The sequence below is a fragment of the Saprospiraceae bacterium genome, from assembly GCA_016717265.1.
Lineage (GTDB): Bacteria > Bacteroidota > Bacteroidia > Chitinophagales > Saprospiraceae > Vicinibacter.
The window spans coordinates 85,656-108,921 of record JADKFX010000001.1; the positions used below are offsets into that span (position 1 = coordinate 85,656).

At 33.8% G+C, this 23,266-nt stretch carries 32 protein-coding genes and 2 pseudogenes; all 34 read left to right on the plus strand.

All coding sequences use genetic code 11. The features are described from left to right. Positions 1-96 precede the first annotated feature (96 nt). The 34 genes and pseudogenes from IPO86_00415 (at position 97) to IPO86_00580 (ending at position 23,185) form a co-directional block, all read left to right on the plus strand. Positions 97-951 carry an alpha/beta hydrolase gene (locus IPO86_00415; protein ID MBK9726560.1) on the plus strand — a complete coding sequence of 285 codons (855 nt, stop codon included), beginning with the start codon at positions 97-99 and terminating at the stop codon, positions 949-951. Positions 952-1,262: 311 nt separating this feature from the next. Next, complete coding sequence (locus IPO86_00420) at positions 1,263-1,631, plus strand: hypothetical protein (protein ID MBK9726561.1); 369 nt, start codon at positions 1,263-1,265, stop codon at positions 1,629-1,631. Positions 1,632-1,823: 192 nt separating this feature from the next. Further along, positions 1,824-2,051: a hypothetical protein gene (locus IPO86_00425; GenBank protein ID MBK9726562.1), complete on the plus strand. Its 228-nt coding sequence runs from the start codon at positions 1,824-1,826 to the stop codon at positions 2,049-2,051. Continuing rightward, positions 2,052-2,231, plus strand: coding sequence for a type II toxin-antitoxin system RelE/ParE family toxin (locus IPO86_00430; protein ID MBK9726563.1), 180 nt, complete (start codon positions 2,052-2,054; stop codon positions 2,229-2,231). It begins immediately after the preceding gene. A 217-nt stretch (positions 2,232-2,448) separates the two neighbouring features. Further along, positions 2,449-2,691, plus strand: a complete 243-nt coding sequence (locus IPO86_00435; GenBank protein MBK9726564.1) for a hypothetical protein — start codon at positions 2,449-2,451, stop codon at positions 2,689-2,691. Next, positions 2,673-2,975 (plus strand): type II toxin-antitoxin system RelE/ParE family toxin, encoded by a 303-nt coding sequence (locus IPO86_00440; GenBank protein MBK9726565.1) that lies wholly within the window; start codon positions 2,673-2,675, stop codon positions 2,973-2,975. The genes IPO86_00435 and IPO86_00440 overlap by 19 nt, the downstream gene beginning before the upstream one ends. Before the next feature lie 238 nt (positions 2,976-3,213). After that, positions 3,214-3,399, plus strand: coding sequence for a hypothetical protein (locus IPO86_00445; protein ID MBK9726566.1), 186 nt, complete (start codon positions 3,214-3,216; stop codon positions 3,397-3,399). Continuing rightward, positions 3,396-3,653, plus strand: a complete 258-nt coding sequence (locus tag IPO86_00450) for a type II toxin-antitoxin system RelE/ParE family toxin (GenBank protein MBK9726567.1) — start codon at positions 3,396-3,398, stop codon at positions 3,651-3,653. Before IPO86_00445 ends, IPO86_00450 begins: the two co-directional genes overlap by 4 nt. Positions 3,654-3,858: 205 nt before the next feature. Next, positions 3,859-4,089: a hypothetical protein gene (locus IPO86_00455; GenBank protein MBK9726568.1), complete on the plus strand. Its 231-nt coding sequence runs from the start codon at positions 3,859-3,861 to the stop codon at positions 4,087-4,089. Beyond that, a pseudogene (locus tag IPO86_00460) lies at positions 4,082-4,398 on the plus strand (type II toxin-antitoxin system PemK/MazF family toxin). Before IPO86_00455 ends, IPO86_00460 begins: the two are co-directional and overlap by 8 nt. 169 nt (positions 4,399-4,567) lie before the next feature. After that, on the plus strand, positions 4,568-4,855 hold the full coding sequence (locus tag IPO86_00465) for a type II toxin-antitoxin system HicA family toxin (GenBank protein ID MBK9726569.1): 288 nt from the start codon (positions 4,568-4,570) through the stop codon (positions 4,853-4,855). After that, positions 4,845-5,057 (plus strand): type II toxin-antitoxin system HicB family antitoxin, encoded by a 213-nt coding sequence (locus IPO86_00470; GenBank protein ID MBK9726570.1) that lies wholly within the window; start codon positions 4,845-4,847, stop codon positions 5,055-5,057. Before IPO86_00465 ends, IPO86_00470 begins: the two co-directional genes overlap by 11 nt. Positions 5,058-5,232: 175 nt before the next feature. Beyond that, complete coding sequence (locus IPO86_00475) at positions 5,233-6,279, plus strand: hypothetical protein (GenBank protein MBK9726571.1); 1,047 nt, start codon at positions 5,233-5,235, stop codon at positions 6,277-6,279. A gap of 205 nt (positions 6,280-6,484) precedes the next feature. Beyond that, complete coding sequence (locus IPO86_00480; protein MBK9726572.1) at positions 6,485-7,120, plus strand: hypothetical protein; 636 nt, start codon at positions 6,485-6,487, stop codon at positions 7,118-7,120. 2 nt (positions 7,121-7,122) lie between these two features. Then, complete coding sequence (locus IPO86_00485) at positions 7,123-7,710, plus strand: hypothetical protein (protein MBK9726573.1); 588 nt, start codon at positions 7,123-7,125, stop codon at positions 7,708-7,710. Positions 7,711-7,849: 139 nt separating this feature from the next. Continuing rightward, a complete protein-coding gene (locus tag IPO86_00490; GenBank protein MBK9726574.1) occupies positions 7,850-8,674 on the plus strand; it encodes an FkbM family methyltransferase in 825 nt (274 codons plus the stop codon). Between the two features lie 224 nt (positions 8,675-8,898). Beyond that, on the plus strand, positions 8,899-9,072 hold the full coding sequence (locus IPO86_00495; GenBank protein MBK9726575.1) for a hypothetical protein: 174 nt from the start codon (positions 8,899-8,901) through the stop codon (positions 9,070-9,072). Then, complete coding sequence (locus IPO86_00500) at positions 9,066-9,365, plus strand: type II toxin-antitoxin system RelE/ParE family toxin (GenBank protein ID MBK9726576.1); 300 nt, start codon at positions 9,066-9,068, stop codon at positions 9,363-9,365. The genes IPO86_00495 and IPO86_00500 overlap by 7 nt, the downstream gene beginning before the upstream one ends. A gap of 210 nt (positions 9,366-9,575) precedes the next feature. After that, positions 9,576-10,373 carry a sterol desaturase family protein gene (locus tag IPO86_00505; GenBank protein ID MBK9726577.1) on the plus strand — a complete coding sequence of 266 codons (798 nt, stop codon included), beginning with the start codon at positions 9,576-9,578 and terminating at the stop codon, positions 10,371-10,373. 216 nt (positions 10,374-10,589) lie between these two features. Next, entirely contained in the window at positions 10,590-11,675 is a 1,086-nt protein-coding gene (locus IPO86_00510) for a hypothetical protein (protein ID MBK9726578.1), read from the plus strand. After that, positions 11,672-11,851, plus strand: a complete 180-nt coding sequence (locus IPO86_00515) for a hypothetical protein (GenBank protein ID MBK9726579.1) — start codon at positions 11,672-11,674, stop codon at positions 11,849-11,851. The genes IPO86_00510 and IPO86_00515 overlap by 4 nt, the downstream gene beginning before the upstream one ends. Positions 11,852-11,854: 3 nt before the next feature. Continuing rightward, on the plus strand, positions 11,855-12,442 hold the full coding sequence (locus tag IPO86_00520; GenBank protein ID MBK9726580.1) for a hypothetical protein: 588 nt from the start codon (positions 11,855-11,857) through the stop codon (positions 12,440-12,442). 195 nt (positions 12,443-12,637) lie between these two features. Then, the gene (locus IPO86_00525) at positions 12,638-13,450 is read left to right on the plus strand and encodes a S41 family peptidase (protein ID MBK9726581.1); all 813 of its coding nucleotides are present in this window, start codon (positions 12,638-12,640) and stop codon (positions 13,448-13,450) included. A 7-nt stretch (positions 13,451-13,457) separates the two neighbouring features. Further along, positions 13,458-14,021: a hypothetical protein gene (locus tag IPO86_00530; GenBank protein MBK9726582.1), complete on the plus strand. Its 564-nt coding sequence runs from the start codon at positions 13,458-13,460 to the stop codon at positions 14,019-14,021. Positions 14,022-14,130: 109 nt separating this feature from the next. Further along, positions 14,131-15,243, plus strand: a complete 1,113-nt coding sequence (locus tag IPO86_00535) for a hypothetical protein (GenBank protein ID MBK9726583.1) — start codon at positions 14,131-14,133, stop codon at positions 15,241-15,243. Between the two features lie 165 nt (positions 15,244-15,408). Further along, complete coding sequence (locus tag IPO86_00540; GenBank protein MBK9726584.1) at positions 15,409-16,365, plus strand: PD40 domain-containing protein; 957 nt, start codon at positions 15,409-15,411, stop codon at positions 16,363-16,365. A gap of 198 nt (positions 16,366-16,563) precedes the next feature. Then, on the plus strand, positions 16,564-17,607 hold the full coding sequence (locus tag IPO86_00545) for a hypothetical protein (GenBank protein ID MBK9726585.1): 1,044 nt from the start codon (positions 16,564-16,566) through the stop codon (positions 17,605-17,607). 195 nt (positions 17,608-17,802) lie between these two features. Continuing rightward, positions 17,803-18,366 (plus strand): annotated as a pseudogene (locus tag IPO86_00550) (hypothetical protein). A 486-nt stretch (positions 18,367-18,852) separates the two neighbouring features. Further along, complete coding sequence (locus IPO86_00555; GenBank protein MBK9726586.1) at positions 18,853-19,194, plus strand: transcription initiation protein; 342 nt, start codon at positions 18,853-18,855, stop codon at positions 19,192-19,194. 42 nt (positions 19,195-19,236) lie between these two features. Further along, positions 19,237-20,496: a sigma-70 family RNA polymerase sigma factor gene (locus IPO86_00560; protein ID MBK9726587.1), complete on the plus strand. Its 1,260-nt coding sequence runs from the start codon at positions 19,237-19,239 to the stop codon at positions 20,494-20,496. Between the two features lie 181 nt (positions 20,497-20,677). Beyond that, positions 20,678-21,628 (plus strand): hypothetical protein, encoded by a 951-nt coding sequence (locus tag IPO86_00565; protein ID MBK9726588.1) that lies wholly within the window; start codon positions 20,678-20,680, stop codon positions 21,626-21,628. Positions 21,629-21,812: 184 nt separating this feature from the next. Continuing rightward, positions 21,813-22,205: a DUF1398 family protein gene (locus IPO86_00570; GenBank protein MBK9726589.1), complete on the plus strand. Its 393-nt coding sequence runs from the start codon at positions 21,813-21,815 to the stop codon at positions 22,203-22,205. A 35-nt stretch (positions 22,206-22,240) separates the two neighbouring features. Continuing rightward, a complete protein-coding gene (locus IPO86_00575; protein MBK9726590.1) occupies positions 22,241-22,690 on the plus strand; it encodes an SRPBCC family protein in 450 nt (149 codons plus the stop codon). Positions 22,691-22,738: 48 nt separating this feature from the next. After that, on the plus strand, positions 22,739-23,185 hold the full coding sequence (locus tag IPO86_00580) for a VOC family protein (GenBank protein ID MBK9726591.1): 447 nt from the start codon (positions 22,739-22,741) through the stop codon (positions 23,183-23,185). The last annotated feature ends 81 nt before the right edge of the window (positions 23,186-23,266 follow it).

The window sequence follows — 23,266 nt, forward strand, 5'->3', positions numbered from 1 at the left end:
GAAAATTGGTTTCCGTGGACAATTTTCAACACAGGGACACCATTCTCGTTCGCGGTAGAATAATAAAATGACTTTAGGTAAATTAAATAAATATCAATGACAAAGAAACTATTGTTATCCATCTATGGAATTATGTTGATTGTTTCAGGCTATTCACAATATCCTCCCGTATTTAAAAATAGTATCTATGGAAACAACCCTAAAGCAGGGCATTATGCCAATGTACGAGGTTTTAAAATGTATTATGAAATCTATGGAAAGGGCGAGCCACTGCTTTTAATTCATGGCGGTATTGGCTCTATCAATAATTTTTCTGGACAAATTCCCTATTTCGCAAAGCATTACCAAGTGATTGTAGTGGATGGCAGGGCACATGGAAAGTCTGTTGACACTACCGATTCATTGAGTTATGAAATGATGGCAGAAGATTTTAATATTTTTTTGGACTTTCTAAAAATCAAATCTTGCTACGTTATAGGCTGGAGCGATGGTGGAAACAATGGTTTACTTTTAGCTATCCATCATCCTGATAAAGTAAAGAAATTGGTCGTAACTGGTGCGAATATTTGGATTGATGAAAGAGCTTTGCCCTCTGACATGTCTATGTCGTTACCCGATACTTATCTTGATTCGTTATTAAAATTACCCAAAACTGCCAAGGTGAAAAACGATATAAAACTTTGGAAGCTACACTACTATGAACCCAATATTTCGTTAGCTCAATTAAATTCAATTCAATGCCAAACGCTTGTGATAGGTGGTGACCATGAATTAATTTTGCCAAAACACACTTTACTAATTGCCGAAAATATTCCTAAATCAAACTTATGGATATTGCCTAATTCAGGGCATTCAACTTTAATAAACTATAGGGATTTATTCAATAAAACAGTTGACGACTTTTTCAAAAAACCATACAGGATAATTAAAGGGATGGACCGTTTAAATTGACAGGGAAACATTTATTTTAAGAAACATTTCAACGGACAAAAAGACATCACACTCCACAGTGAAAAAACAAAAGAACGACTGACGTTTACGGACGAAACCCAACTGTTGCCAACAAAATGTTTCTGCAATGGTGCCGTAACGAGTTGGTTTAAAGTTTTATCTTCGTTCAACGTTTTCGTTTCGCGGGACAGGACGCGGCTTCGAAAAGGCACCACTGCAGAAACACAAACGTTGGCTGCCATACATTAAAAAATATTTTGGCTTAATCTAGATATTTTAATTATTTTGCATTAACTTTAAAACCTTGCAATATGAAACTCTTGTCTTTATTATCATTATTAACTCTGTTTACATTTTCTTGCAGTAAGGAATTAACCACCTCTAAAAATACCGGTTATTACTTTTGCTATTCTCATGAATGGAAACCCAAAGAAGAATCTACAATAAAATATGTACTCTATACAGATATTCTAAAGATAGAAAGGGATGACCAAGTTATTAAGGAAAAAGCTTCTGATTGGGGTATATTTGTAAACAATCGATGCAAAAATACAAAAGGATGTACTTCGGATTTAATGTATTATTATACTATTGAAGAGGCAGATGCAATGAGGAATGAAATGTTCGAAATATATAAGAACCCGGAAAAATATCAAATCGAGAAGGTAGAGTTCAAGTAAAATATCACAGCAGCCAACACGGCATAGACTCTACACCGCCAAGCATCAAAAATCAATCTCTTTTAATTTTTTTTGGCAATTAAGATTTAATTTTTTAGTTTTTACTGCTATTCGTTTGGCTGGAATGCGTGTATGCCAAATCCGTTATACCATACCGGCCGAAATAAATAAAATTGCTATTTTTGTAGAATTATGACAAAGAATACTTTGATAAAGGATATTAACACTCTACTGGAATCCATTGAAGACCTAGATAAACTGGAAGCCATTTATGAGCTGATTGAATATTATAGAAACACAAAGGATACTAGGACTTGGAATTATTTAACCCAAGAACAAAAAGACCACATCCTAAGAGCTTTTGACGAATCAGAGAATGACGATAATTTAGTTCCAATGAATGAAGTATTTAAGCGATAAATGGAAATACGCTTTGCAAAAGCCGCTACGTTTGATTTAAATATCATTCTAGAGTATCTGACAAATGAATGGGGAGAAAAGGCAGCCGTAAAATTCCAGTCCAAGCTTGAACACCTACTAAATTTAATAAGTTCGAATCCTTATCTAGGAGTTCTTGAGAATTCAAGGAATAGAATTTAAAGCATTTTATTGATTAAAAATGTAAGAGTATATTATAGGATCCGCGATGAAAAACTTATTGTTCTTGCCTTATTTGATGTAAGACGGAATCCAAATTTAAGACCTACATGACATGGCCGGCAAGGCATAACAAAGCATGCACGCCCTTTATAAGAGATGCCAAAATCACTTGCACATTAATAATAATAGTATTAAATTTGTATAAAAATTAAATAGAATGAGTCCCATTTCCGTAAAAGACAGACTAATTGGAAAAATAACTTCAATTGAAGATGAAGGCTTTCTTAATGAATTGGAAGAAATAATTCTTAATCTTAGGAATGAAAATCAAAAAGTTGTAGTCCTAAGTGATGAAATCAAAGCCTCCATTGCGAAATCAGAATTAGATATTGCAAATGGTCGACTTATCTCCAACAATAAAGCTATGCAACATTTTAAAGAATGGTTAAAAAACAAGTAATCTGGACTGAAACTTCCATTAAAGAACTTGAGATCATCCTCCAATTTTACATTCAAAGAAATAAAAATATAAATTTCTCTTCTTGGCTGTTGGATGAAATTGAAAAAAGAATTGAAATCATTTCAATCTATCCTAAAATTGGAAGAGAAACAGATTTTTCTGTCTTAAGAATATTACCATTTAATAATTATGGAATAATTTATAAGGAGACAGATGAAAACATATTCATTGAATCAATATGGGATTTCAGACAAAATCCTATGAAACGTCTAGATAAAAAATGAAAAGCACCTCTCATAACAGAGCATAGACTCTACACCGCCAAGCATCAAAAATCAATCTCTTTTAATTTTTTTTGGCAATTAAGATTTAATTTTTTAGTTTTGACTGCTATTCGTTTGGCGGGAATGCGTGTATGCCAAATCCGTTATGAGAGAGCCCAAACATGACTTCTACAAAAGAACCCAATCATTTATGAATTATACTTAAAAATCATTATTTTTGCGTATTAATTTGACTTATATGAAAGGAGTGTCTTATTTAACCGATGAAAGCAATGAAAAAGTTGCCGTTCAAATTGACTTAAAAAAGAACAAAAAACTTTGGGAAGATTTTTGCGATTATACTATTGCTTCAAAAAGAAAACTGGAACCATCCAAAGATTGGCTAAAGGTAAAAGCTGATCTTAAAAAGAAGAAATTAATATGAACTATAAAATAATTCTTGCGAGCTCAGCCGAAAAAGAATTATATAAACTTCAAAAATCGGAAATCCAAAAAATCGTATCATCTATCGATTCCCTTAAAAGTATTCCAAGACCCAAAGGATATAAAAAATTAAAAGGTCCAGAGAATTTTTTTCGAATTAGAAATGGAAATTTTAGGATTATATATTCAATTGAAGATATTAAAAAAACAATTAATATCCTGATTATCAGAAATCGAAAAGATGCCTACAAATAAGGCCCTCTCGTAACACAGCATAAACGCTACACCGCCAAGCATCAAAAATCATTCTCTTTTAATTTTTTTTGGCAATTAAGATATAATTTTTTAGTTTTTACTGCTATTCGTTTGGCGGCGCAGCGACTATACCAAGCCGTTACCAGCGATTTGGAAATTTCTTATTATCCTAAAAATACACTATATTTGAGTTCAAAATACAATTATGACAAAGCAAGCTATAATTGAACGAACAGTTAAAATCATTAATCAATTACCAGAATCAAAAGCGGAAGAAATTTCGGATTTTGCTGATTTCGTAATTAAACGATACGAAGAACAATCACTTATTGGCGGTATTCAAAACATTATCTCAAGTAGTCAATCATTTGATTTCTTGAGCAAAGAAGAAGAAATTTATTCCGAAAAAGATTTAAAAAAGATTTTTAGTGAATAAAGGTGACTTGGTTTTAGTGTCTTATCCATTTACGAATTTAACAGGAAGTAAATTTCGTCCAGCTGTTGTACTTTATGATACTGCTTCAGACTTTACAGCTTGTTTTATCACAAGTCAAATCGAACGCAAGGGACAACAGATATCTTAATAAAAGCGAACAATTCTAATGGTCTTAAATTGGACTCATTAATTCGAACAAGTAAAATCGCTACAATTGACAAACAACTCGCTAAAGGGTTATTAGGAACACTTGAACAATCTGAAGTAGCAGAATTAAATTCTCAACTTAGAAAATTATTTACTCTATAGAAAAAAACCGCTGGTAACATGCTATACACCCCGCCAGCAACTCTATGATTCTCTTTTAATTTTTTTCAGTAATAAAATCTTATTCCTTACTTTTGGACACCGGACAATGGCGTGGCAGCGTGTATAGCAAATCCGTTAGGCCTCATTCTAAAAACTCTAAAATGATAATATGAATCGTTACCTTTGTGTAAAGGGAAAGGCTTCCAAGTTACTAGAAAAGATACTCTATGGAAAGTCTGATCATAACATAAAGTTCAATGAACTTTGTAACTTGCTTACAAAACTTGGATTTGAAGTTAGGATTAAAGGGAGCCACTATATTTATTACAAAGAAAGTATTCAGGAAATTATTAATATACAAGAAATTGTTGGCCATTCGAAAGCATATCAAGTTAAACAAATAAGAGAAATTATCTTTAATTACAAATTAGAAATCCAAGAAGATGATGAATCATAAATATGAAATTATTATTTACTGGAGCGAAACTGATCAAACGTTTATTGCCGAAGTTCCCGAATTAGCAGGTTGTAAATCGGACGGAAAAACATATCAAGAAGCCATATCCAATGTTCAAATTGTAATTGATGAATGGATTGAAACAGCCAATTCTATAGGAAGGCCAATTCCAACTCCCAAAGGAAAATTGATGTACGCATAAAAAGTAAAGAAGAACGAGGCATAACACTGCACACACGCTACCCCGCCAAGCATCTAAATCATTCTCTTTTAATTTTTTTGGAAATAAATATTTAAGTTACTATTTTTGACTGCTAATGAATTGGCGGGGCAGCGTGTATACTAATCCGTTAAGCGTCATATAAAATAAGAACCCAATGAGAAAAAAGAATGCACCATTTCACGGAATAGAATTGTTTACAGGAATTGCGCTATGTTTTATTCTGACTTCGTGTAATGGGCAAGCGAATAATGGTGATAAACAAAACATAATAAAAGAAACAATTCAATCTCCGGATTCACATAAACAGATAAGTCAGGTTGTGAGAATGATGTATCAGGATAGCAAAGGTAATCTTTGGTTTGGAGCGGAAGGGGGAGCGTTTAGATATGATGGCGATTCGTTAATTCATATGGATAGCATTAGAAGCGAATCAGGCGGAAGAGTAACAATTAAAGACATTGCAGAAGATAAAGATGGGACTATTTGGATTGGACATACTGATGGTATTAGCAGTATTGTTGGTACATTAGTAACCAATTATTACGAATCAGATGGCGTAACAAGCAATGATGTCTGGTGCATTGAGACGGATATCAATGGTAATGTTTGGGTTGGGACAATAGAAGGCACTTGCATATTTGATGGAAAAAGGTTCACTAAATTCGACCTCCCCGAAGGGAAGATAGATACAACTGTTGGTTTATCAAGTACAAAAATGATTCATAGTATACTTGAAGATAGAAAGGGAACAATATGGTTTTGTACCAATGCAGGTCTATTTTCCAATACTAATAACAGGTTAATGAATGTTTCTGACAAGGTTGGTATTCCCACCAATTTTGTAAGCAAAATAGTTGAAGACAAAAAAGGGGGATTCTGGGTTTCTACTTCAGTTGGACTTTTTCATCTCAAAGGAGATACACTTACCAATATTACCGAAAAGCATTTTGGCGAGAGTAAAGGAACAGGCAGTATAATTGTGGATTTTAAGGGTGATATTTGGTTTAATTGCTCACGTAGTATATACAGATTAAGTGGTGAGAAACTAACTGAATTTCGAATAGAAAAAGGAAATTATGGTCCGCTGACTTTTCAAATTTACGAAGACCAGCAGAAGCGACTTTGGTTTGTGGGGTTTGGAGGAGCATATCGTTTTGAAAATGACAGATTTATAAATATTACACAAAATGGACCTTGGTAAAAAATACGAACGCATAACAACACCTACAAGAAATTGGCGGTTCAGTGGTTATATGAAGCCTTTTGCTTCGTATCAAGTGCAGTGCTGGCAAACAGTTTTCGTCTCACCCGCCTGAATGGCGCAGTCGGGCAGGGAAATCGCCAACTTCTTGTAGCTGTAAAACGTTCGATGAAACTGAAAAGGAAAAAATATAATAATAAATAAAATGGATAATGCAGCAAAATGGGGGCTGATTGCGACTCTAATAGGGGTAATAATTGCAGTACTTGCTTTATTAAGAGATTTGGTTGACTTTAAAGTGCAGCCATATGATACAAACCCAATTGTTGCAACAACAACTAAACAAATAGAAAAAGATACGTCAAGAGAAGATAGAAAGCAACATGCCCCAGAAGAAAATAATATTCAAAGTTGCACATTTGAATTACTCAAAGGTTTAGAAGATAGTAGTGAAATTGAATTAAGCGTAAAGTTGGAAGGGAAACACTCGGATCAGTTTACAAGTATGCTAAAGCAAGAATTAGAAAATAAAATCGCCAGATATATTCCCGATAAGTCAATTACTTTGAATACTTCAGGAAGTGCAAAATCAAAAGCAAGTGATAAAAAATATTATTTTTTACTTGGCAATTTTAATGTGACCTTTAAATCAACCGCAGAAGTTGCACCAGAAATTGGGCAAATTAATTTAATCACAGGCAGTTCAACTGGTGGTTTTGTTCTCTACAAAGCCTCGATAAAAAACCGGATTTCCAATTGCCCAGTTTTTTTAAATTTGGCAGGGATAGATAAAAAGGAAATCACGAATAATTTAATCACTTCAATTTTTAAAAACATATAACAATGCCAAATTTGACAACAATTTCTAAACTCTTAATAGTATCGTCGATACTAGGCGGTGGTTATTTTGCAATCCGATATGCTATGTGTGGCTCAAAGAAAGAAGAGCCAAAATACGAAGTGTCTAAAAAAATCAGTAACTATGACAATGCAAAAGATGAAATAAAAGATGCAATAGGTCAATCTCTCTCAAATAGAGCCATAAATACAATACTAATTGCCGACTACCTAAATTTAGACAATGAACAGGATAAATTTGGAAGTTATCTAGCAGAAGATTGTTCTGCACTATTTAGCAGAAAATCCAATTCATTTAGAGTCATTGAAAGGTCAAGGTTGAATTTGCTCCTTCAAGAGCAAAAATTAAAGGCAGCTGGGCTTTTAGACCAAAAGACAGTAAGCGAGTTGGGTAAAATAATTGGTGTTGAAGCAGTTATCACAGGAAAATACCAAGTTGTGGGCGATTTTCTAAAACTATGGATAAAGGTCATTGATATTGAAAGGTCAGAATTGATATTGACAAAGGAAGTGAAAATCCCAATTGAAGGAGAATTAAAGGATGCATCTAAATTAAACACTTGGTGGAAATAAATGAATTTCATCGAACAACAGCTTGCTGTCCATGCCGCCAAACAGCCAGACCGCAAACCCTACACCCGGCGCCACGGCAGCAATCCACCCGTTAGCCCACATTTATAATGAGATTCAAGATAACCAATAAATAAATACTATGATAAAATATTTAATCGCATCTTTCAGAAGAAAAATAGCAAGAAGATTTACAAAAAAATATCCAACACGGATAGACAATTTTAATATAAAAGGTTATGGTAGCGTCCAATTTGTTAATTGGGAAAATCCACTAGTCAAACCCAAAGAAATTTTACTGAGCAGCATTGAGTTTTTTAAAAAATTTATTAAAGAAGGTGATTTAGCAATTGATATTGGTGCTAATATAGGACACATGACAACTGAAATATCATTAGCTGCAGGGAAAAAAGGGATTACTTTGGCATTTGACCCGAATCCATTTGTTTATGAGATTCTTTTAAAAAATTCAAAGCTTAATCCTGAATTAACAAACATCCACACCTTCAACTATGCAATATCGGAACAAGAAGAAAATTTTTATTACAATTCTTCGGAAGCATCATTTAATAATGGTGGAATTTCTAAAGAAAAGAAAAACAGACACGGGAAATATTCTTTAGATACAAAAATCAAAGGCATTAGACTAGAAGATTTTATTTTAAAATCGTATTCGGATTCAATTTCAAAACTCAGATTAATAAAAATAGACACCGAAGGTTATGACAAGGAAATAATAAAATCCATTTCAAACTTATTGGACAAATACAAGCCAGTGGTTATTACAGAATGTTTTGGAAAATCAAATGCCGTAGAACGATATGAACAATTTGAGTTATTAAAATCAAAAGGATATTCCCTCTATTACTTTTCTGGGTTTGATGTAAATGCAAAAATAATTCCTATAGAAACAAAGGAGAATATGTTGAATTGGAAACATTTTGATTTGTATGCTATTAATGAATAAAACATAGTAATTCTTGCTTATGACAAATAAACGAGGGCTAACACATGGCAAGCACAAAAAGCACATTTAGGTTCGTATGAAACATTTTAGTAGTTTTGAGCTTCATGGTTTCGTAGAAGGATTTTTAGGTTGAAATGCTTTCTGCGCCTGCCATGGGAACGTTATGAGCGAGCTCAAATAGAAAGTAATTATTTAGTATCTTCGCACTAAATAAAATAATATTTATGAAACGTGATAAAGTAATCGAATCAATTAAAGAACTCCCACAAGAATTTGAATTAGAAACACTTATAGAAAGGCTAATTTTTATTGAAAAAGTTGAACAAGGTTTAAAACAAATAGATGAGGGAAAAACTATTTCTCATGAACAAGTAGCAGAAATAGCGAAGAAATGGTAAAAATCGTTTGGACTGAATTAGCCTTAGAAGACTTAAAAATAATTCACAATTATATTGCACAAGATTCAACCTCTTACGCAAGTAGATTTATAGATAAACTTTTGGCAAGAGTAAAGCAATTAGAAACATTTCCGAAATCAGGAAGAGTTGTTCCAGAATTTGGTATTGATAGTATAAGAGAATTAATTGAAGGTAACTATAGAATTGTTTACAGGGTAAATAGTGAAGCTGTTTATATTGCCAGAGTTCAACATTCAGCCATGATTTTGATCGACATCCAAAAAGCCCGCTGATAACACGGCATTGACTCTACACCGCCATGCATCAAAAATCATTCACTTTTAATTTTTTCCGGTAATGACAAATTAATTTTTTAGTTTTGGCTGCTAATGATTTGGCAGAGCAGCGTCTATGCCAAATCCGTTATGCGTAATGCTTGGGCGACAACGAAGCATCAAACAGCGTAAATGAAATTAACATTGACGAACTAAATTTAAAATAATATGATACAAACATTAGCAGACGTCCAACCAATTTTGCTATTGACATTGCTCATAGTGATGTATAGCATTGAAAGTTTCAGACCTTATCTTGCAAAACCAGCTAATAAAAAACAACACGACATTCACAATTTTATTCTAACATTTATATCAATTGTGGTCAATGCGTTGGTTGGTGCTGTAGTTGTTTTCACTGTTGTTTACACAGCCGACCAGCAATTGGGACTTTTTAATCAGATTAAACTACCGAGCGTTGTTGAAATAATAGCAAGTGTATTACTCATAGACTTTGGTAGTTATTGCAACCATCATTTATTACATAAAATTCCTTTCTTATGGCGGTTTCACAGGGTGCATCATTCTGACCTCAATCTAAACACTTCCTCATCGTTGCGGTTCCACCCTTTTGAAGTTATATATTCTCAGGGAATTTATTTCTGTGTTGCTATTCTTCTCCTTGGAGTATCAATGACATCCTTTGTTATATATGGAACTCTGGGACTTGTTTTTGTCATTATCCAACACAGCAATACCAAATTTCCGGATTGGATTGAAAAATATGGTCGTTACATTTTCTCCACCCCAGGATGGCATAAAATTCATCATTCTGACGAACAAAAATTTACGGATAGTCATTTTGGAGATGTCTTTACTTTTTGGGACAGAATATTTGGAACATGGCACAAAGTAAACCCTGACGAAATAAATTATGGTTTGAAAGAATTTGACAACTCCGAAAAACAGAAAGCAGGTTTTCTTCTTCGCTCACCCTTTATTGATGTTACAAAAGTTATAAAGTAGGAAATTTCTGACGTAATATCAAGCTTGAGAGATTAGCACGAACGCATAACAAGGGGTTTGCGATAGCGGGGGTTCCGTGCTCCGCAGACACATTTGTGCAAGGTGGAAGTTCAGTTCTCCGAACAAAGTTTAGTGCTAAAACTCCCCGCCATCGCAAACCCTCAAAACGTTATGTGTAACCATATGACAACAGTGCATACCTTGAACAGACCGACAATGCAGTTAAAAACACTCTTATTTTTTAGCATACTGACCATATTGACATCGTGTAACGGACAGACAAAAAATAACGCATCAAACACAGACGATTTAAGTAAACATATTGCACAAGGCGACACTGTAAATAAACTTGGCGACCATTTATGGTATGTGTTTCAAGACACAAAAAGCAACTATTGGTTTAGTAGTAATGGCGAAGGTGTGTATCGTTATGACGGAAATACAATTGTCAATTTTACAACAAAACACGGACTTGCCAATGACACCATAAGACAAATTCAAGAAGACAAATTTGGCAATATATTTATTTCAACCTTCAGTGGTATCAACAAATTTGACGGAAAGACCTTTACTACTTTGCAACCAATCAAAAGCAAAGAATGGAAATTAGAACCCAATGATTTGTGGTTTTATATATTGGGCAAAAAGAATGAAGGTGCTTATCGCTACGATGGAAACAAATTATATAATTTGGAGTTTCCAAAACACTATCTCCACGATGAAATTTATCCACGAGTTGTAAATTCGTTTTTTAGTCCTTACGAAGTGTATTCAATTTATAAAGACCGAAAAGGTGCAATGTGGTTTGGCACTTCCGTTTTCGGGGCTTGTCGTTTTGATGGAAAATCTATTAAATGGATGTATGAGAACAACTTAACTATTACTCCAAGTGGTGGCACTTTTGGTATTCGCTCAATTTATGAAGATAAAAAAGGGGAATTTTGGTTATGTAACACTTGGCACAAGTATATTTTTGATTTTGGAAAGACAACCAAAAGCGACCGACTTCAATACCAAAAAACAAAGGGTATTGGAAACAAGCAAATTTTTGGTGGCGATGAATACGTTTATTATTCCCACATTGTAGAAGACAACAATGGAAACATTTGGTTGACGACTTGGGGGAAAGGAGTTTATAAATATGACGGAAAAGACATTACAAATTATCCAGTAAAAGACGGTTCAAATGACGTGAATTTAATATCCATGTATAAGGACAATCAAGGCAACTTATGGCTTGGGACACCTGACAACGGAACATTTAAATTCAACGGAAACACATTTGAAAAATTTAAGCAATGAAGACAGAAAGAAAGGCTACACATAACAGCACATTTGCAATAGGCGGGGTTTCGTGCTCCGCAGACACATTTGTGCAAGGTGGAGGTTCAGTTCTCCGAATGAAGTTTAGTGCTAAAACTCCCCGCCATCGCAAACCCCCAAAACGTTGGCTGCAATTGTATTCGATACACTCGTAAACTATGACAGAAAAACAAATTGGGAGAGTAAGAAACAAGATAGACAAATACAAAAAAGCACTTGCTGCAGATAAAAAACTTTGGGGTGGATTTTATCATGATGGACAAGGGATTAGATATGTAATTCCTGAGCAATTTTTAAAAATAAAGGACTACAAAGGCTGTTTGAGATACTTCAATTGGTTTGAAAAAAACTTTCCAGACGATAGTTGTTACCCAATTTTTTTGTTTGAGTGGACTTTTACTTTATTTAAGTGTGGTAAATTAGTTGACGCTGAAAAGAAAGCCCATAGAACATTTTTTTCAAACACATATTTGTTCGATAAATTTCTTGCGAAGGAGCCTTTGCATCTAAACAAAAACGAAAGTTCAAATTGGGAATTAGAGTCATTAGTTCAATATTTTAGTTACACGAATAAAGAAACAGAATTTTCAGATTTTGGAGATTGGGTTGAAACAATTTTACAAAGTAGAATATTTTTGGACAAAGCAAACGAGTTTGTAGAACTTGAGAGGCAACTGAAAATTGAGCCAGTAGGAAAACGAAGAACAGAAATTGTAAATCGTTTATCAAGACTTAAATATGAATAGTGCGAAGAAGAGCAACTACAGCCAATAATGTATTGCCTCCATGCCAGTGATGCATTTAACTTTCACGCTCAGCAGAAAATATTTACCTTAGCTTTTGTATGGCAGCCGCGGGAAGTGGCACGGCGTCTATGCGGACACGTTAGCAACAATTTGAGAAATGTTAATTATTATTTTTTACAAAAAAAGCATTCGTATATGAAATATCCATTAATCATCTTGTTTGCCCTGTCAATACAAACATTATTTAGTCAAGAAATTACCCTAAGTGACGAGTATAAAAAAGAAACAATTGAAAAACTGTCTTTATTAATACAAGACTTTTACATCTATCCTGATGTCGCGAAGAAAACGAGTGAACATCTTTATAAACAATACGAAGCCGGGTATTTTGATAAGTGTAAAGACAACGAGACATTTGCGACCGTTCTCACAGAGTCAGTACAAAGTGTCAATAAGGATAAGCATATGAGGATAATGACAAATGAACCTAATATAGCTTCCCAAAACAACCTCGAAGTAAAATCAGCGCATCGTATGGGGCAGATCAATAATTACAGAAACCTCAATCATGGCTTCAAAGAATTGAAGATCATAGAAGGAAATGTTGCATATCTGGATTTAAGGATGTTTGCTCCCATGGAAAGAGCTAAAGACATTGCAGATGCCTACATGAAATTGTTATCTCTGTCTGATGCTGTAATTATTGATTTAAGGCACAATGGTGGAGGGAATCCATCAATGGTTCAGTATCTTTGCAGCTATTTCTTTGATAAAAAACTACATTTAAATAGTCTTTATTATAGAGAAGGAGATAGAACTGAAGAATTTTGGACTTTAGAAGAAGTAGAAGGTAAAAAATTGGTCGATATTCCTTTATTCATCATGATAGGTGAGGAAACGTTTTCAGGAGCAGAAGAATTTTCCTATAATATGCAGACTCAGAAAAGAGCAAGCTTAATAGGACAAACGACTGCTGGAGCAGCAAACCAGTGGAACAAGAGGAATTAATGAAAATTTGTCTGTTTTTATACCTACAGGCAGGGCTATTAATCCTATTACAAACACCAGTTGGGAAGGTGTAGGCGTTCAACCTGAAATCCTTACTAAAAAGGAAGAAACATTAGAAAAGGCGCATATACTAGCCCAAAAAGCGGCAGATTTTCTGAGAAAAAATAAACTTGAAACGTATATCCAATTGCAGCAAAATCTAAATCAACATCTCGAACATTATAAACAAGGAGAATCTGAAATTAGTGTCAGTAACAGTATAAAAAACTTAGTGGATTCCGGACTTTTTGGGGAATGGGATATTAACACTTTGGGTTATCAATACATGATGGAACTGAAAAAACCAGAAATGGGTTTATGTATTTTAAAATCCAATACCATTCTTTTTCCTAATTCTCCTAATGTATTTGATAGCTATGGAGAAGCGCTAAAAATAAATGGAGATTTAACGTCCGCATTAGAAAGTTATCAAAAAGCCGTAGATATAGCAACAGAAAACAATGATAAGAATCTTACTTATTACAAAGATGCTCTTCAAAAGATTAAAAATGAATTGAACACAGGTAAGTAAAATATATTTATTATATGCTATTAAGGCAGAAGCTCATCAATTACATGACGGACAAACGCAAACTGGAAGCATGTACAAAACCGCTAAAAACAATAATAAAACCAACAATATGACAAACATTGAAAGCAAGAAAATATTTATAACAAGAAATTTAATTCTAATTGTTTTGTCTTTACAAATATCATCTTGCACAGGACAAGTTAAAGAAAAACCAGTTAATGATACAACAGAAAATGGAATAAACAATCAACCAATCAATTCAAATCAAAGCACGACATTTCCGCAAATTCACACCAATTTAAATGGAATGGTAAGGGAGTTTGTAAGGTCAATGTATCAGGACAAAAAAGGGAACTATTGGTTTGGAACAAATGGAGATGGAATTATACGCTATAATGGACAAATACTTGAAAAAATCGCAATTGCAGGGATCAGCCCATATTTTAGGGTTTTAGAAATGGTTGAAGATACAGTAGGTAATATTTGGTTTGGAACATCCGAAGGACTCATAAAATACGATGGTGTAAAATTTAAAACATTTTCATTCAAAGAAGGACTGCCAGGTGTGAATGCGGAAATTTGGGGTTTAACAATTGACAAAAACGGACTTATTTGGGTTGGGGCGACAGGAGGAGTTAGTCATTTTAACGGTGAAATGTTTATACCTTTTTCGTTGCCAGTTTCAAAAGTCGAAAATGCAAAACCCATGCTATCTGATAAATTGGTTTTTAAAATCATAGAAGACAAAAATGGAAATATGTGGTTTGCTACTGATGGAAATGGGATTTTTAAATATAAAAATGGAGAATTTATTCATTTAACAGTTAAAAATGAACTTACCGACAATAACGTTGCAGATATTTTAGAAGACAAACAAGGTAATATTTGGATTGGTACCTTTAATGGCGGTGTGAGCAAATTTGATGGTAAAACATACACTAACTTTACAAAGGATGGAATTATTGAAGGTGTAGAAACTTACAATCTTTATGAAGATAGCCGAGGGAATATTTGGTTTACGGCAGAAGGTTATGGTGTTTACCGATATGATGGCAATAATTTCAAACAATTCACAACTGAAGATGGCTTGACCTCCAATGTCACACAAAGTATTCTCGAAGATAACAAAGGACAAGTTTGGTTTGGAAGCTGGCAAGGATTAAGTATTTATGATGGAAAAATAATTATGAATGCTAAAGACAAAGAAACTTGGACGAACTAAAAACTGGCTATAACAGCAGCTACCCAAAAGGCGGGGTTTCATGTTCCAAAGACAGTTTTGTGGTTAATCAAACATTAGTTTTTCAAATCAAGTTTTGTGGTAAAAGTCCCGACCTATGGGTAGCTGCAAAACATTACCAGCAAGCCGTCAGAACAAAATATATACATGAAACAATTTGAAATTATGATTAGACATTTAACAACAACTACAATTATTTTAATTGCTCTTGGTTTCAACCAATCTTGTGTGACAAGTTCTAAAACATCCAGAGCAACCATGAACGACTCCATACCTAACGGGACATTATCATTTTTAACAACAAGAGACGGCAATTTTGAAATTTACACAATGACTGCTGATGGAAAAAATATTACAAATCTGACAAATAACAAAGCATTGGACTTTTGGTCTTCTTGGTCGCCAAACGGTAAGTTCATATTATTTTATTCAAATCGTGATGGCAACAATGAAATTTACAGAATGGATGCAGATGGAAAAAATCCGATAAATCTTTCAAATCATCCTTCGAATGATTACCTGCCCGAATGGTCACCAGATGGAAATAAAATTGCATTTACTTCAGACAGAGACCACAAAAGCAGGGAAATTTATACAATGAATAAGGATGGCTCAGGTATCGTCAGAGTAACGGAAAATGATTTTTTTAAAGAAGTACCGACTTGGTCAATAGATGGAACAAAGATACTTTTTACACGACAAATTAAAGAGGCGGACGACACATCTCATACAGCTAATGGTGAAATCTTTATTATGGATGCCGATGGAAAAAACGAGAAAAGATTAACTTTTAAGAAAGGTTATGACTCTGGTGCAAAATTTTCACCTGACGGAAAAAGGATTGCATTCTACGGACCAACAGAGGATAAAAATTTTGAACTGTTTATAATGAATTCAGATGGCAGCAATGTTATTAACCTTACAAATGACGTTTTGGAAGATTATTCACCTTCATGGTCACCAGATGGAAAATGGATTGCATATTCATGCGGGACTTCAGAACAATATGATGTTTGGGTAATAAAAGTTGAAACAAGAGTAAAAATTCGTTTGACGAATGTACCAAAGCGAAATGAGACCCCAGTTTGGCGACCTACTTCTTAAACAACAAGATTATGCAACGAAGTAGGCCAGCTGGTAACAGCACATTTGCGATAGGCGTGGTTCAGTGCTTCACAGACAGTTTTGTGGTAGCCGAAAGTTCTCCGCATCAACATTTGTGGTGAAAATCGCCACTTTCGCCAAGCCCGAAACCCTTAGTGGTAACTCTATGACAACACTGCAATCATCAAAAAGACTACAATGAAATTAAACATACTTTTATTTCTGAGCACTATGACTCTATTGACATCATGCAATGGACAGACCTCTAATCAGAAGAAAAAAATTGATCAATTTATAAAAGGTGATACTGTAAAAGAACTTGGTAAAAGCATAATGGTTGTTTATCAAGACAGTAAGAATGCTTATTGGTTTGGAAGTTGGGAAACAGGAGTATATAAATACGATGGAAATGAATTAGTTAATTACACAACAAAACACGGTTTACTTAACAACAGAATTGATGAAATAAAAGAAGATGAATTTGGTAACATTTATTTTGCCAGTGGAAACGCAAAGTCTTCAATATCAAAATTTAACGGAAAATATTTTACAACTTTAACGGCAATTCCCAGTGAAAATTGGAAACTTGAATCCACAGATATCTGGTTTAAATATTCTTATGGAAATACAGGAAAAGTATATCGCTATAATGGCATTACATTATTTGAATTGCAATTTCCGAACCCACCAAATTTTTCCAATCCATTTGATATCTATAGCATTTATAAAGATAGAAAAGGAAACATTTGGTTTGGCACAAACCCAGTCGGAGTTTGTCGATACGATGGAATATCGTTTGAATGGATTACAGAAGAAGATGTGACAGAATTTCGCAACGAAGGTGCAAACGGAGTGCGTTCAATAACAGAAGATAAAAAAGGTGACTTTTGGTTCAATACCGAATATCGTTATAGTGTTTACGACGCCACCACACTAAAAAGCAATAAATTTTACACAAGACACAAAAGCATAGGTGGTTTAGATGGGAAAATGGAAAGCAATTTGGACGAGTATCTATCAATAGTAAGAGACAATAATAGTGATTTGTGGTTTGTAACTTATCGTGATGGAGTTTGGAATTATGATGGAAAGAAAATTACTCATTATGTAGTTCAAGATAATTCAAAAAACATTACATTATTCAGTATTTACAAAGACAACAATGGTAACCTTTGGCTTGGAACACACGAAAATGGAGCATGGAAATTTAACGGACAAACATTTGTAAAATTTGGACAATGACGAACGACAGAAGAGCTACCACTAACAGACCTTTGGCAAGATTGCGAATTTTTAGAAAATTCACGTTTACATTTCACAAGAAATTTTATCTTTTATAGAAAATAATTAGTTCCGAAGTTCGCAAACTCGCCAAGCACCGGAACGTTATAGACGATGTAACAATTACTCAATACACAAAACTAACTTCAATTTTTAATGAATCTATTTCGTCAATTTTTTGTATCTTTGAATAGTGAAAAAGAGAGAAAAATACAGCTCGATTTTGTAATAGATAAACTAACTAATTCTATTTAAAATACTATTTCCGGAGATAGTTTTGCAACTGAGGTAGGCCGCTTGATTACAACCGACCTAAAACAAATAACCAAGAAAAATGGCTGGAGCTTTAACCGGAAGCAAGAACTTGCAAACAATTCAAGAGAGGTTTATAAGTTGACAATATTAAATAATCCAACTATTATTCAAGGCCTATTGAGCTTTACCATGAAGCCTGACCATATTTATATTGAATTGATTGAAAGTGCTCCTTTTAATCTTGGTCGAAATAAACTTTATGAAGGAGTGTCAGAAAATCTTGTTGCATTTGCATGTAAGGTCTCATTTCAAAATGGTTTTGACGGATATATTTCCTTCAAAGCAAAAACAAAACTTATTAAACATTACGAAAAAACATTAGGCGCTTAACATTTCGGAAATCATCTAATGATAATTCACACTGAAGCTGCTAATCAATTATTAAATAAGTATTTTAAAAGTTAATAAAATAGGACACATTAAAGAACCGGTCGGAATTGACCTAATAATCAAAAGCAGACCCCTAACCAAAGAAGAAGAAACTGCCATAAGCGAATATATTCGTACTTACAAAAAATCACATTCTCAAAAACGGATAGTTAAAAAACGATCCGTAGTAACAACAAAAAGAAAAAAAGTTACTGTCTGATAGAATACTCGCTTCTCCACAATGAAATGGCACCGCCTATAACATGGCATAGACTCTACACCGCCGTGCATCCTTTATCACTCTCTTCTAATTTTTTTGGAAATAAATATTTAAGTTACTATTTTTGGCTGCTAAACTTTGGCGAGGCAGCGTGTATATTAATCCGTTATGCGGCAGCTTAAAGATGATAAATCGAATGAAAATATTATAAGATATTTTAAGAGGAGTGTCCCTTTTGACATATTCAAATTGTTATTGATGTATAACTTAAACATTCATTAACAATTAAAAAAGACAAAATCATGAAAGAATTCATCTTAATTTTCAGACACGAAAATGTAAACGGTAAAGTTTCCCCAGAGCAAATGCAAATGTGGATGAAACAACAAATGGACTGGGTTGGAACTATTGTTGCCCAGAACAAATTTGTAAGTGGAACTGGGCTTTTGTTTGATAACGCAAAGGTTGTCAATCATAAAAAGCTTGTTACCAATGGTCCTTTTGGTGACATTAAAGAAACACTTGGAGGCTACATTGTTGTAAAAGCTGAATCAGCAGACGAGGCGGCAGAATTTGCAAAAGGCGCACCTGTTCTACAAAGTGAAGGTAATACAGTAGAAGTTAGAGAAATCATGAAACATTAAAATGATCTTAGAACCCCGACAAATCTGGGTTTTATTTTTGCAATGACCAGTAATGACATAATTCCACACCTCTTTAGAACTGAGTACGGTAAACTTGTAGCTGTACTGACTAAGACGTTTGGGATTGAGCATATAGAAGTTGCGGAAGATATTGCAAGTGAGACCTTTTTATTAGCGCTTGACACTTGGCCTTACAAAGGAAAACCTGAAAATCCGACCGCTTGGCTATATACGGTTGCCAAGAATAAGGTGAAAAATTATTTCATCCGAAACAACCTTTTCAAAATTAAAGTTACTGAGAAAATAAAAGCGACTGAAAAACAATTTGACGAAATTGATATTGACTTTTCTGATAAGAATATATCCGATAGCCAGCTTAAAATGCTATTTACAGTCTGCCATCCATCTATTTCAGTCGAAGCACAAATTTGCCTGGCATTAAGGGTACTTTGTGGTTTAGGATTAAGCGAAATTTCTGATGCATTCCTGTCCAATAAGGAAACAATTCATAAGAGACTTCAAAGGGCAAAGGAAAAACTTTACTCAGAAAAAATTGAAATCGACTTGCCGAACCATAAACAGATCGACAAGCGGTTAGATGCAGTTCTACACATAATATATTTATTATTCAGCGAAGGATATTATTCGGAAAGTAACAATGCAATAGTTCGAAAAGAGCTTTGCGTTGAGGCATTAAACTTAGCATACTTCCTATTAGGAAACCAATTAACAAATACCCATTCCACGAATGCTTTAATGTCATTGATGTGTTTTCATTCATCCCGTTTAGATGCCCGACAATCAGAGAAAGGTAATATTATTTTATATGAGAACCAAGACAAGAAACTTTGGGACACCGAGCTAATTGAAAAAGGATTTTATTATTTACAGCAGGCATCGAAATGGGAAATAACATCAAAATACTATCTTGAGGCAAGCATTGCATATTGGCATACTGTTGGCAACGACAACAAAGACAAATGGACGAGCATTTTGAATTTGTATGAAGCCCTACTCTCCGTTGACAATTCTCCAATCGTAGCTTTGAATAGAATTTTTGCATTATCCAAAGTGCAAGGAAATTTAGCAGCAATAAATGAGGCTGAAAAAATGGAATTGAAAAGTAACCACTTTTATTTCGTACTGTTAGCTGAACTCTATAAGCAGGTTGACTTTGACAAAGCTGTCGAAAACTTTCACAAAGCTTTTAAACTTTGTAAGACAGACACTGAAAAAGAAATGATAAAAATGCAAATTCAAAAACTCATTAAAAGCCGACCGCATAACAGATGCTACCAGTAATTGGCACTGATGAGGTCATCGCAAAGCCAGTTATTGCCTGCTTCGCAGATTTTTAATTTGTTTTGGCTTTGCTAACAATCATTTGTATCTTTAAATAAACATTTGTAGGTATAGACAGTTGAGTGATCCAAACGCCAACTACTGGTAACCACCAAACGTTAGTCAGAATTTAACAGTAACAATGAAGATAATTTTTTACATTGGTTTATGCATAGTATTGTCGAGCTGTAATACTAGAAATTCTGTTCCAAAAGAAGTATCGAAATATCTAACAGAAACCTTTGATTTATTGGAAGAAAATTCTGTATATAAAAATGAAATTGACTGGAAAGAGTTTAAAAGTGACGTTTTAAAAAAAGTATCGAATGCAAAAAAAATTGAAGATACTCATCCTGCAATAAGCTATGCAATTAAAAAGCTTAATGACAATCATAGTTACTTCAGACCTATAACAGAGTCAGAAGCTAATCTTGAAAACAAACCTTTGCCTATATTAGCTGATGAAATCACCCCAGATGACATTGGATACATTAGAATACCTTTTTGTATTGGGAATGAAAGTGAGTACAATGATTACATTATGGAAATAAGAGCCAAAATAGAGAAAGAGTTGCAAAATAAGTTGAAAGGTTGGATAATTGACCTGCGTGGCAATTTTGGTGGAAATATGTGGCCAATGCTTCTTTCAATTGAACCATTAATTGGAAATGGGACCTTTGGCTACTTTATAGATGCAAATGAAAATAGTGAAGCCTGGAAAATAATCGAAGGCAAAGCTTACATAGAAGATCAATTTGTTATGGAGACAAAAATTTTATCAAAACAAAATCTTAGTAATCAATTTTTAGCTGTATTAACAGACAACCAAACAGCAAGTTCAGGAGAAGCGGTGGCGGTAGCCTTAAAGTTGAGAGAAAATTCAAAATCATTTGGACAATCAACTTTTGGTGTTTCAACAGGATGTGTTTCACACGAATTATCAGATGGTTCAATAATAAATCTGGCTGAATCTATATTTGCGGACAGGAAAAAGACAAAATTTGGAAGTAAAATAATTCCTGATTTTCAAGTTGAAGAGAACCAAACTTTAAAAGCTGGAATTGAATGGATTTACGAAATGAATAAAAACTAAAGCTAACATTGTACTTGCGAATATACCGCCAAATATCATAATTTTTCACTATTGGTTTCTTATGAAAATATTTCTTACTTTTGGCTTTGGTGCAAGTGGCGGCACGTCGCAAGTACCGCTCCGTTGGCCGTCATTGTATGGCGACACTAAACTGAAAGAAAATAGAACAAAATTTAAAATAAATATGTTTACAGTAGAACAAATTGAACAAGCTCATAAAAAAGTAAAATCAGGTGCTGACTTTCCAAAATATATCCAAGAAATCAAAAATTTCGGAGTGAAAGGTTTTGAAACTTGGGTTAAAGACAGCCATACAGAATATTTTGGCGAAAATAATTTCAGTACTAAATCAAAATCGAAGTATGATGAATTAGATATTTCCGATAATAGTAATAAAGAAAATTTTATTGTTCAACTTAAATTCCACCAACAAGGAAAAACTGACTATTTTACTTTTTGTATAGATTGTGCAGAAACGGGAATTGAAAAATGGGTTGTTAGACTTGACGAAATGACTTGTATTTATTACGACAAAAAAGGAAATGAAATTTTGGTTGAAGAAATTCCCCAATTGTAATAAATTCGTCTAACAATTATAAAAAATAATTTTCAATGACAAATAACAAAGTTACACTTCAAAGAGTTTTTACTGCACCAAAAGAAAAAGTCTTCAAGGCATTTACCGATGCTGATGCTATGGCTTCTTGGCTTCCACCTTACGGTTTTGTTTGCAAAATTCATAGTATGGACGCAAAAGTTGGCGGTAAATACAAAATGTCTTTTACTAATTTTGGTACAGGTAGCAGCCATACATTTGGTGGTGAATATTTAGAAATTATACCAAATGAATTTCTTAAATATACAGATGAATTTGACGACCCAAATTTGCCAGGACAAATGATTACAACCATTGAGTTGAAAAGCGTATTATGTGGCACAGAACTTATTGCAACCCAAGAATGCATTCCTGATGCTATTCCAACAGAAATGTGTTATTTAGGATGGCAAGAAAGTTTAGAGAAATTAAAAAAATTAGTTGAACCAAATATTCCTGACGTTTAACATAGAAAATAAATCAGAAAAACAAATTAACAATTAAAATTTATAAAAATGGCACAAATAAATCCTTACATTCATTTTAACGGCAATGCCGAAGAAGCTTTTTTATTTTACAAATCAGTTTTTGGTGGAGAATTTGCAATGATAATGCGTTTCAAAGATTTAGAAATACAAGGAAGTATTGCAAATGAAAATGAAGCCAATAAAATTATGCATATTGCTTTGCCAATTGGCAAACACGACATACTTATGGGAAGTGATACACCAGAAGCATTAGGTGTACACAATTTAAACGAAACAAGAAGTAAAATCTCAATCAGTGCTGAAAGTAAAGAAGAAGCAGACAACCTTTATAACAGACTTTCGGTAGATGGACAAATTGAAATGCCAATAGCCGATAGTCCTTGGGGTTCATATTTTGCGATGTTTAGAGATAAATATGGAATTGAATGGATGATTGACTTTGACCCAAAATACAAAGGAGAAATTTCAAAATAAAAACAACGAACGGCTAACAGCAGTTTGGCAGAAGCTGGGCTTCAGTGCTAAATTGAACATTTGGAATTCTAATGAACATTG

Bases quoted from the DNA above. Each gene is read 5' to 3' on its own strand.
- IPO86_00415 (MBK9726560.1), top strand. From the start codon at position 97: ATGACAAAGAAACTATTGTTATCCATCTATGGAATTATGTTGATTGTT.
- IPO86_00420 (MBK9726561.1), top strand. From the start codon at position 1,263: ATGAAACTCTTGTCTTTATTATCATTATTAACTCTGTTTACATTTTCT.
- IPO86_00425 (MBK9726562.1), top strand. From the start codon at position 1,824: ATGACAAAGAATACTTTGATAAAGGATATTAACACTCTACTGGAATCC.
- IPO86_00430 (MBK9726563.1), top strand. From the start codon at position 2,052: ATGGAAATACGCTTTGCAAAAGCCGCTACGTTTGATTTAAATATCATT.
- IPO86_00435 (MBK9726564.1), top strand. From the start codon at position 2,449: ATGAGTCCCATTTCCGTAAAAGACAGACTAATTGGAAAAATAACTTCA.
- IPO86_00440 (MBK9726565.1), top strand. From the start codon at position 2,673: ATGGTTAAAAAACAAGTAATCTGGACTGAAACTTCCATTAAAGAACTT.
- IPO86_00445 (MBK9726566.1), top strand. From the start codon at position 3,214: ATGAAAGGAGTGTCTTATTTAACCGATGAAAGCAATGAAAAAGTTGCC.
- IPO86_00450 (MBK9726567.1), top strand. From the start codon at position 3,396: ATGAACTATAAAATAATTCTTGCGAGCTCAGCCGAAAAAGAATTATAT.
- IPO86_00455 (MBK9726568.1), top strand. From the start codon at position 3,859: ATGACAAAGCAAGCTATAATTGAACGAACAGTTAAAATCATTAATCAA.
- IPO86_00465 (MBK9726569.1), top strand. From the start codon at position 4,568: ATGAATCGTTACCTTTGTGTAAAGGGAAAGGCTTCCAAGTTACTAGAA.
- IPO86_00470 (MBK9726570.1), top strand. From the start codon at position 4,845: ATGAATCATAAATATGAAATTATTATTTACTGGAGCGAAACTGATCAA.
- IPO86_00475 (MBK9726571.1), top strand. From the start codon at position 5,233: ATGAGAAAAAAGAATGCACCATTTCACGGAATAGAATTGTTTACAGGA.
- IPO86_00480 (MBK9726572.1), top strand. From the start codon at position 6,485: ATGGATAATGCAGCAAAATGGGGGCTGATTGCGACTCTAATAGGGGTA.
- IPO86_00485 (MBK9726573.1), top strand. From the start codon at position 7,123: ATGCCAAATTTGACAACAATTTCTAAACTCTTAATAGTATCGTCGATA.
- IPO86_00490 (MBK9726574.1), top strand. From the start codon at position 7,850: ATGATAAAATATTTAATCGCATCTTTCAGAAGAAAAATAGCAAGAAGA.
- IPO86_00495 (MBK9726575.1), top strand. From the start codon at position 8,899: ATGAAACGTGATAAAGTAATCGAATCAATTAAAGAACTCCCACAAGAA.
- IPO86_00500 (MBK9726576.1), top strand. From the start codon at position 9,066: ATGGTAAAAATCGTTTGGACTGAATTAGCCTTAGAAGACTTAAAAATA.
- IPO86_00505 (MBK9726577.1), top strand. From the start codon at position 9,576: ATGATACAAACATTAGCAGACGTCCAACCAATTTTGCTATTGACATTG.
- IPO86_00510 (MBK9726578.1), top strand. From the start codon at position 10,590: ATGCAGTTAAAAACACTCTTATTTTTTAGCATACTGACCATATTGACA.
- IPO86_00515 (MBK9726579.1), top strand. From the start codon at position 11,672: ATGAAGACAGAAAGAAAGGCTACACATAACAGCACATTTGCAATAGGC.
- IPO86_00520 (MBK9726580.1), top strand. From the start codon at position 11,855: ATGACAGAAAAACAAATTGGGAGAGTAAGAAACAAGATAGACAAATAC.
- IPO86_00525 (MBK9726581.1), top strand. From the start codon at position 12,638: ATGAAATATCCATTAATCATCTTGTTTGCCCTGTCAATACAAACATTA.
- IPO86_00535 (MBK9726583.1), top strand. From the start codon at position 14,131: ATGACAAACATTGAAAGCAAGAAAATATTTATAACAAGAAATTTAATT.
- IPO86_00540 (MBK9726584.1), top strand. From the start codon at position 15,409: ATGAAACAATTTGAAATTATGATTAGACATTTAACAACAACTACAATT.
- IPO86_00545 (MBK9726585.1), top strand. From the start codon at position 16,564: ATGAAATTAAACATACTTTTATTTCTGAGCACTATGACTCTATTGACA.
- IPO86_00555 (MBK9726586.1), top strand. From the start codon at position 18,853: ATGAAAGAATTCATCTTAATTTTCAGACACGAAAATGTAAACGGTAAA.
- IPO86_00560 (MBK9726587.1), top strand. From the start codon at position 19,237: ATGACCAGTAATGACATAATTCCACACCTCTTTAGAACTGAGTACGGT.
- IPO86_00565 (MBK9726588.1), top strand. From the start codon at position 20,678: ATGAAGATAATTTTTTACATTGGTTTATGCATAGTATTGTCGAGCTGT.
- IPO86_00570 (MBK9726589.1), top strand. From the start codon at position 21,813: ATGTTTACAGTAGAACAAATTGAACAAGCTCATAAAAAAGTAAAATCA.
- IPO86_00575 (MBK9726590.1), top strand. From the start codon at position 22,241: ATGACAAATAACAAAGTTACACTTCAAAGAGTTTTTACTGCACCAAAA.
- IPO86_00580 (MBK9726591.1), top strand. From the start codon at position 22,739: ATGGCACAAATAAATCCTTACATTCATTTTAACGGCAATGCCGAAGAA.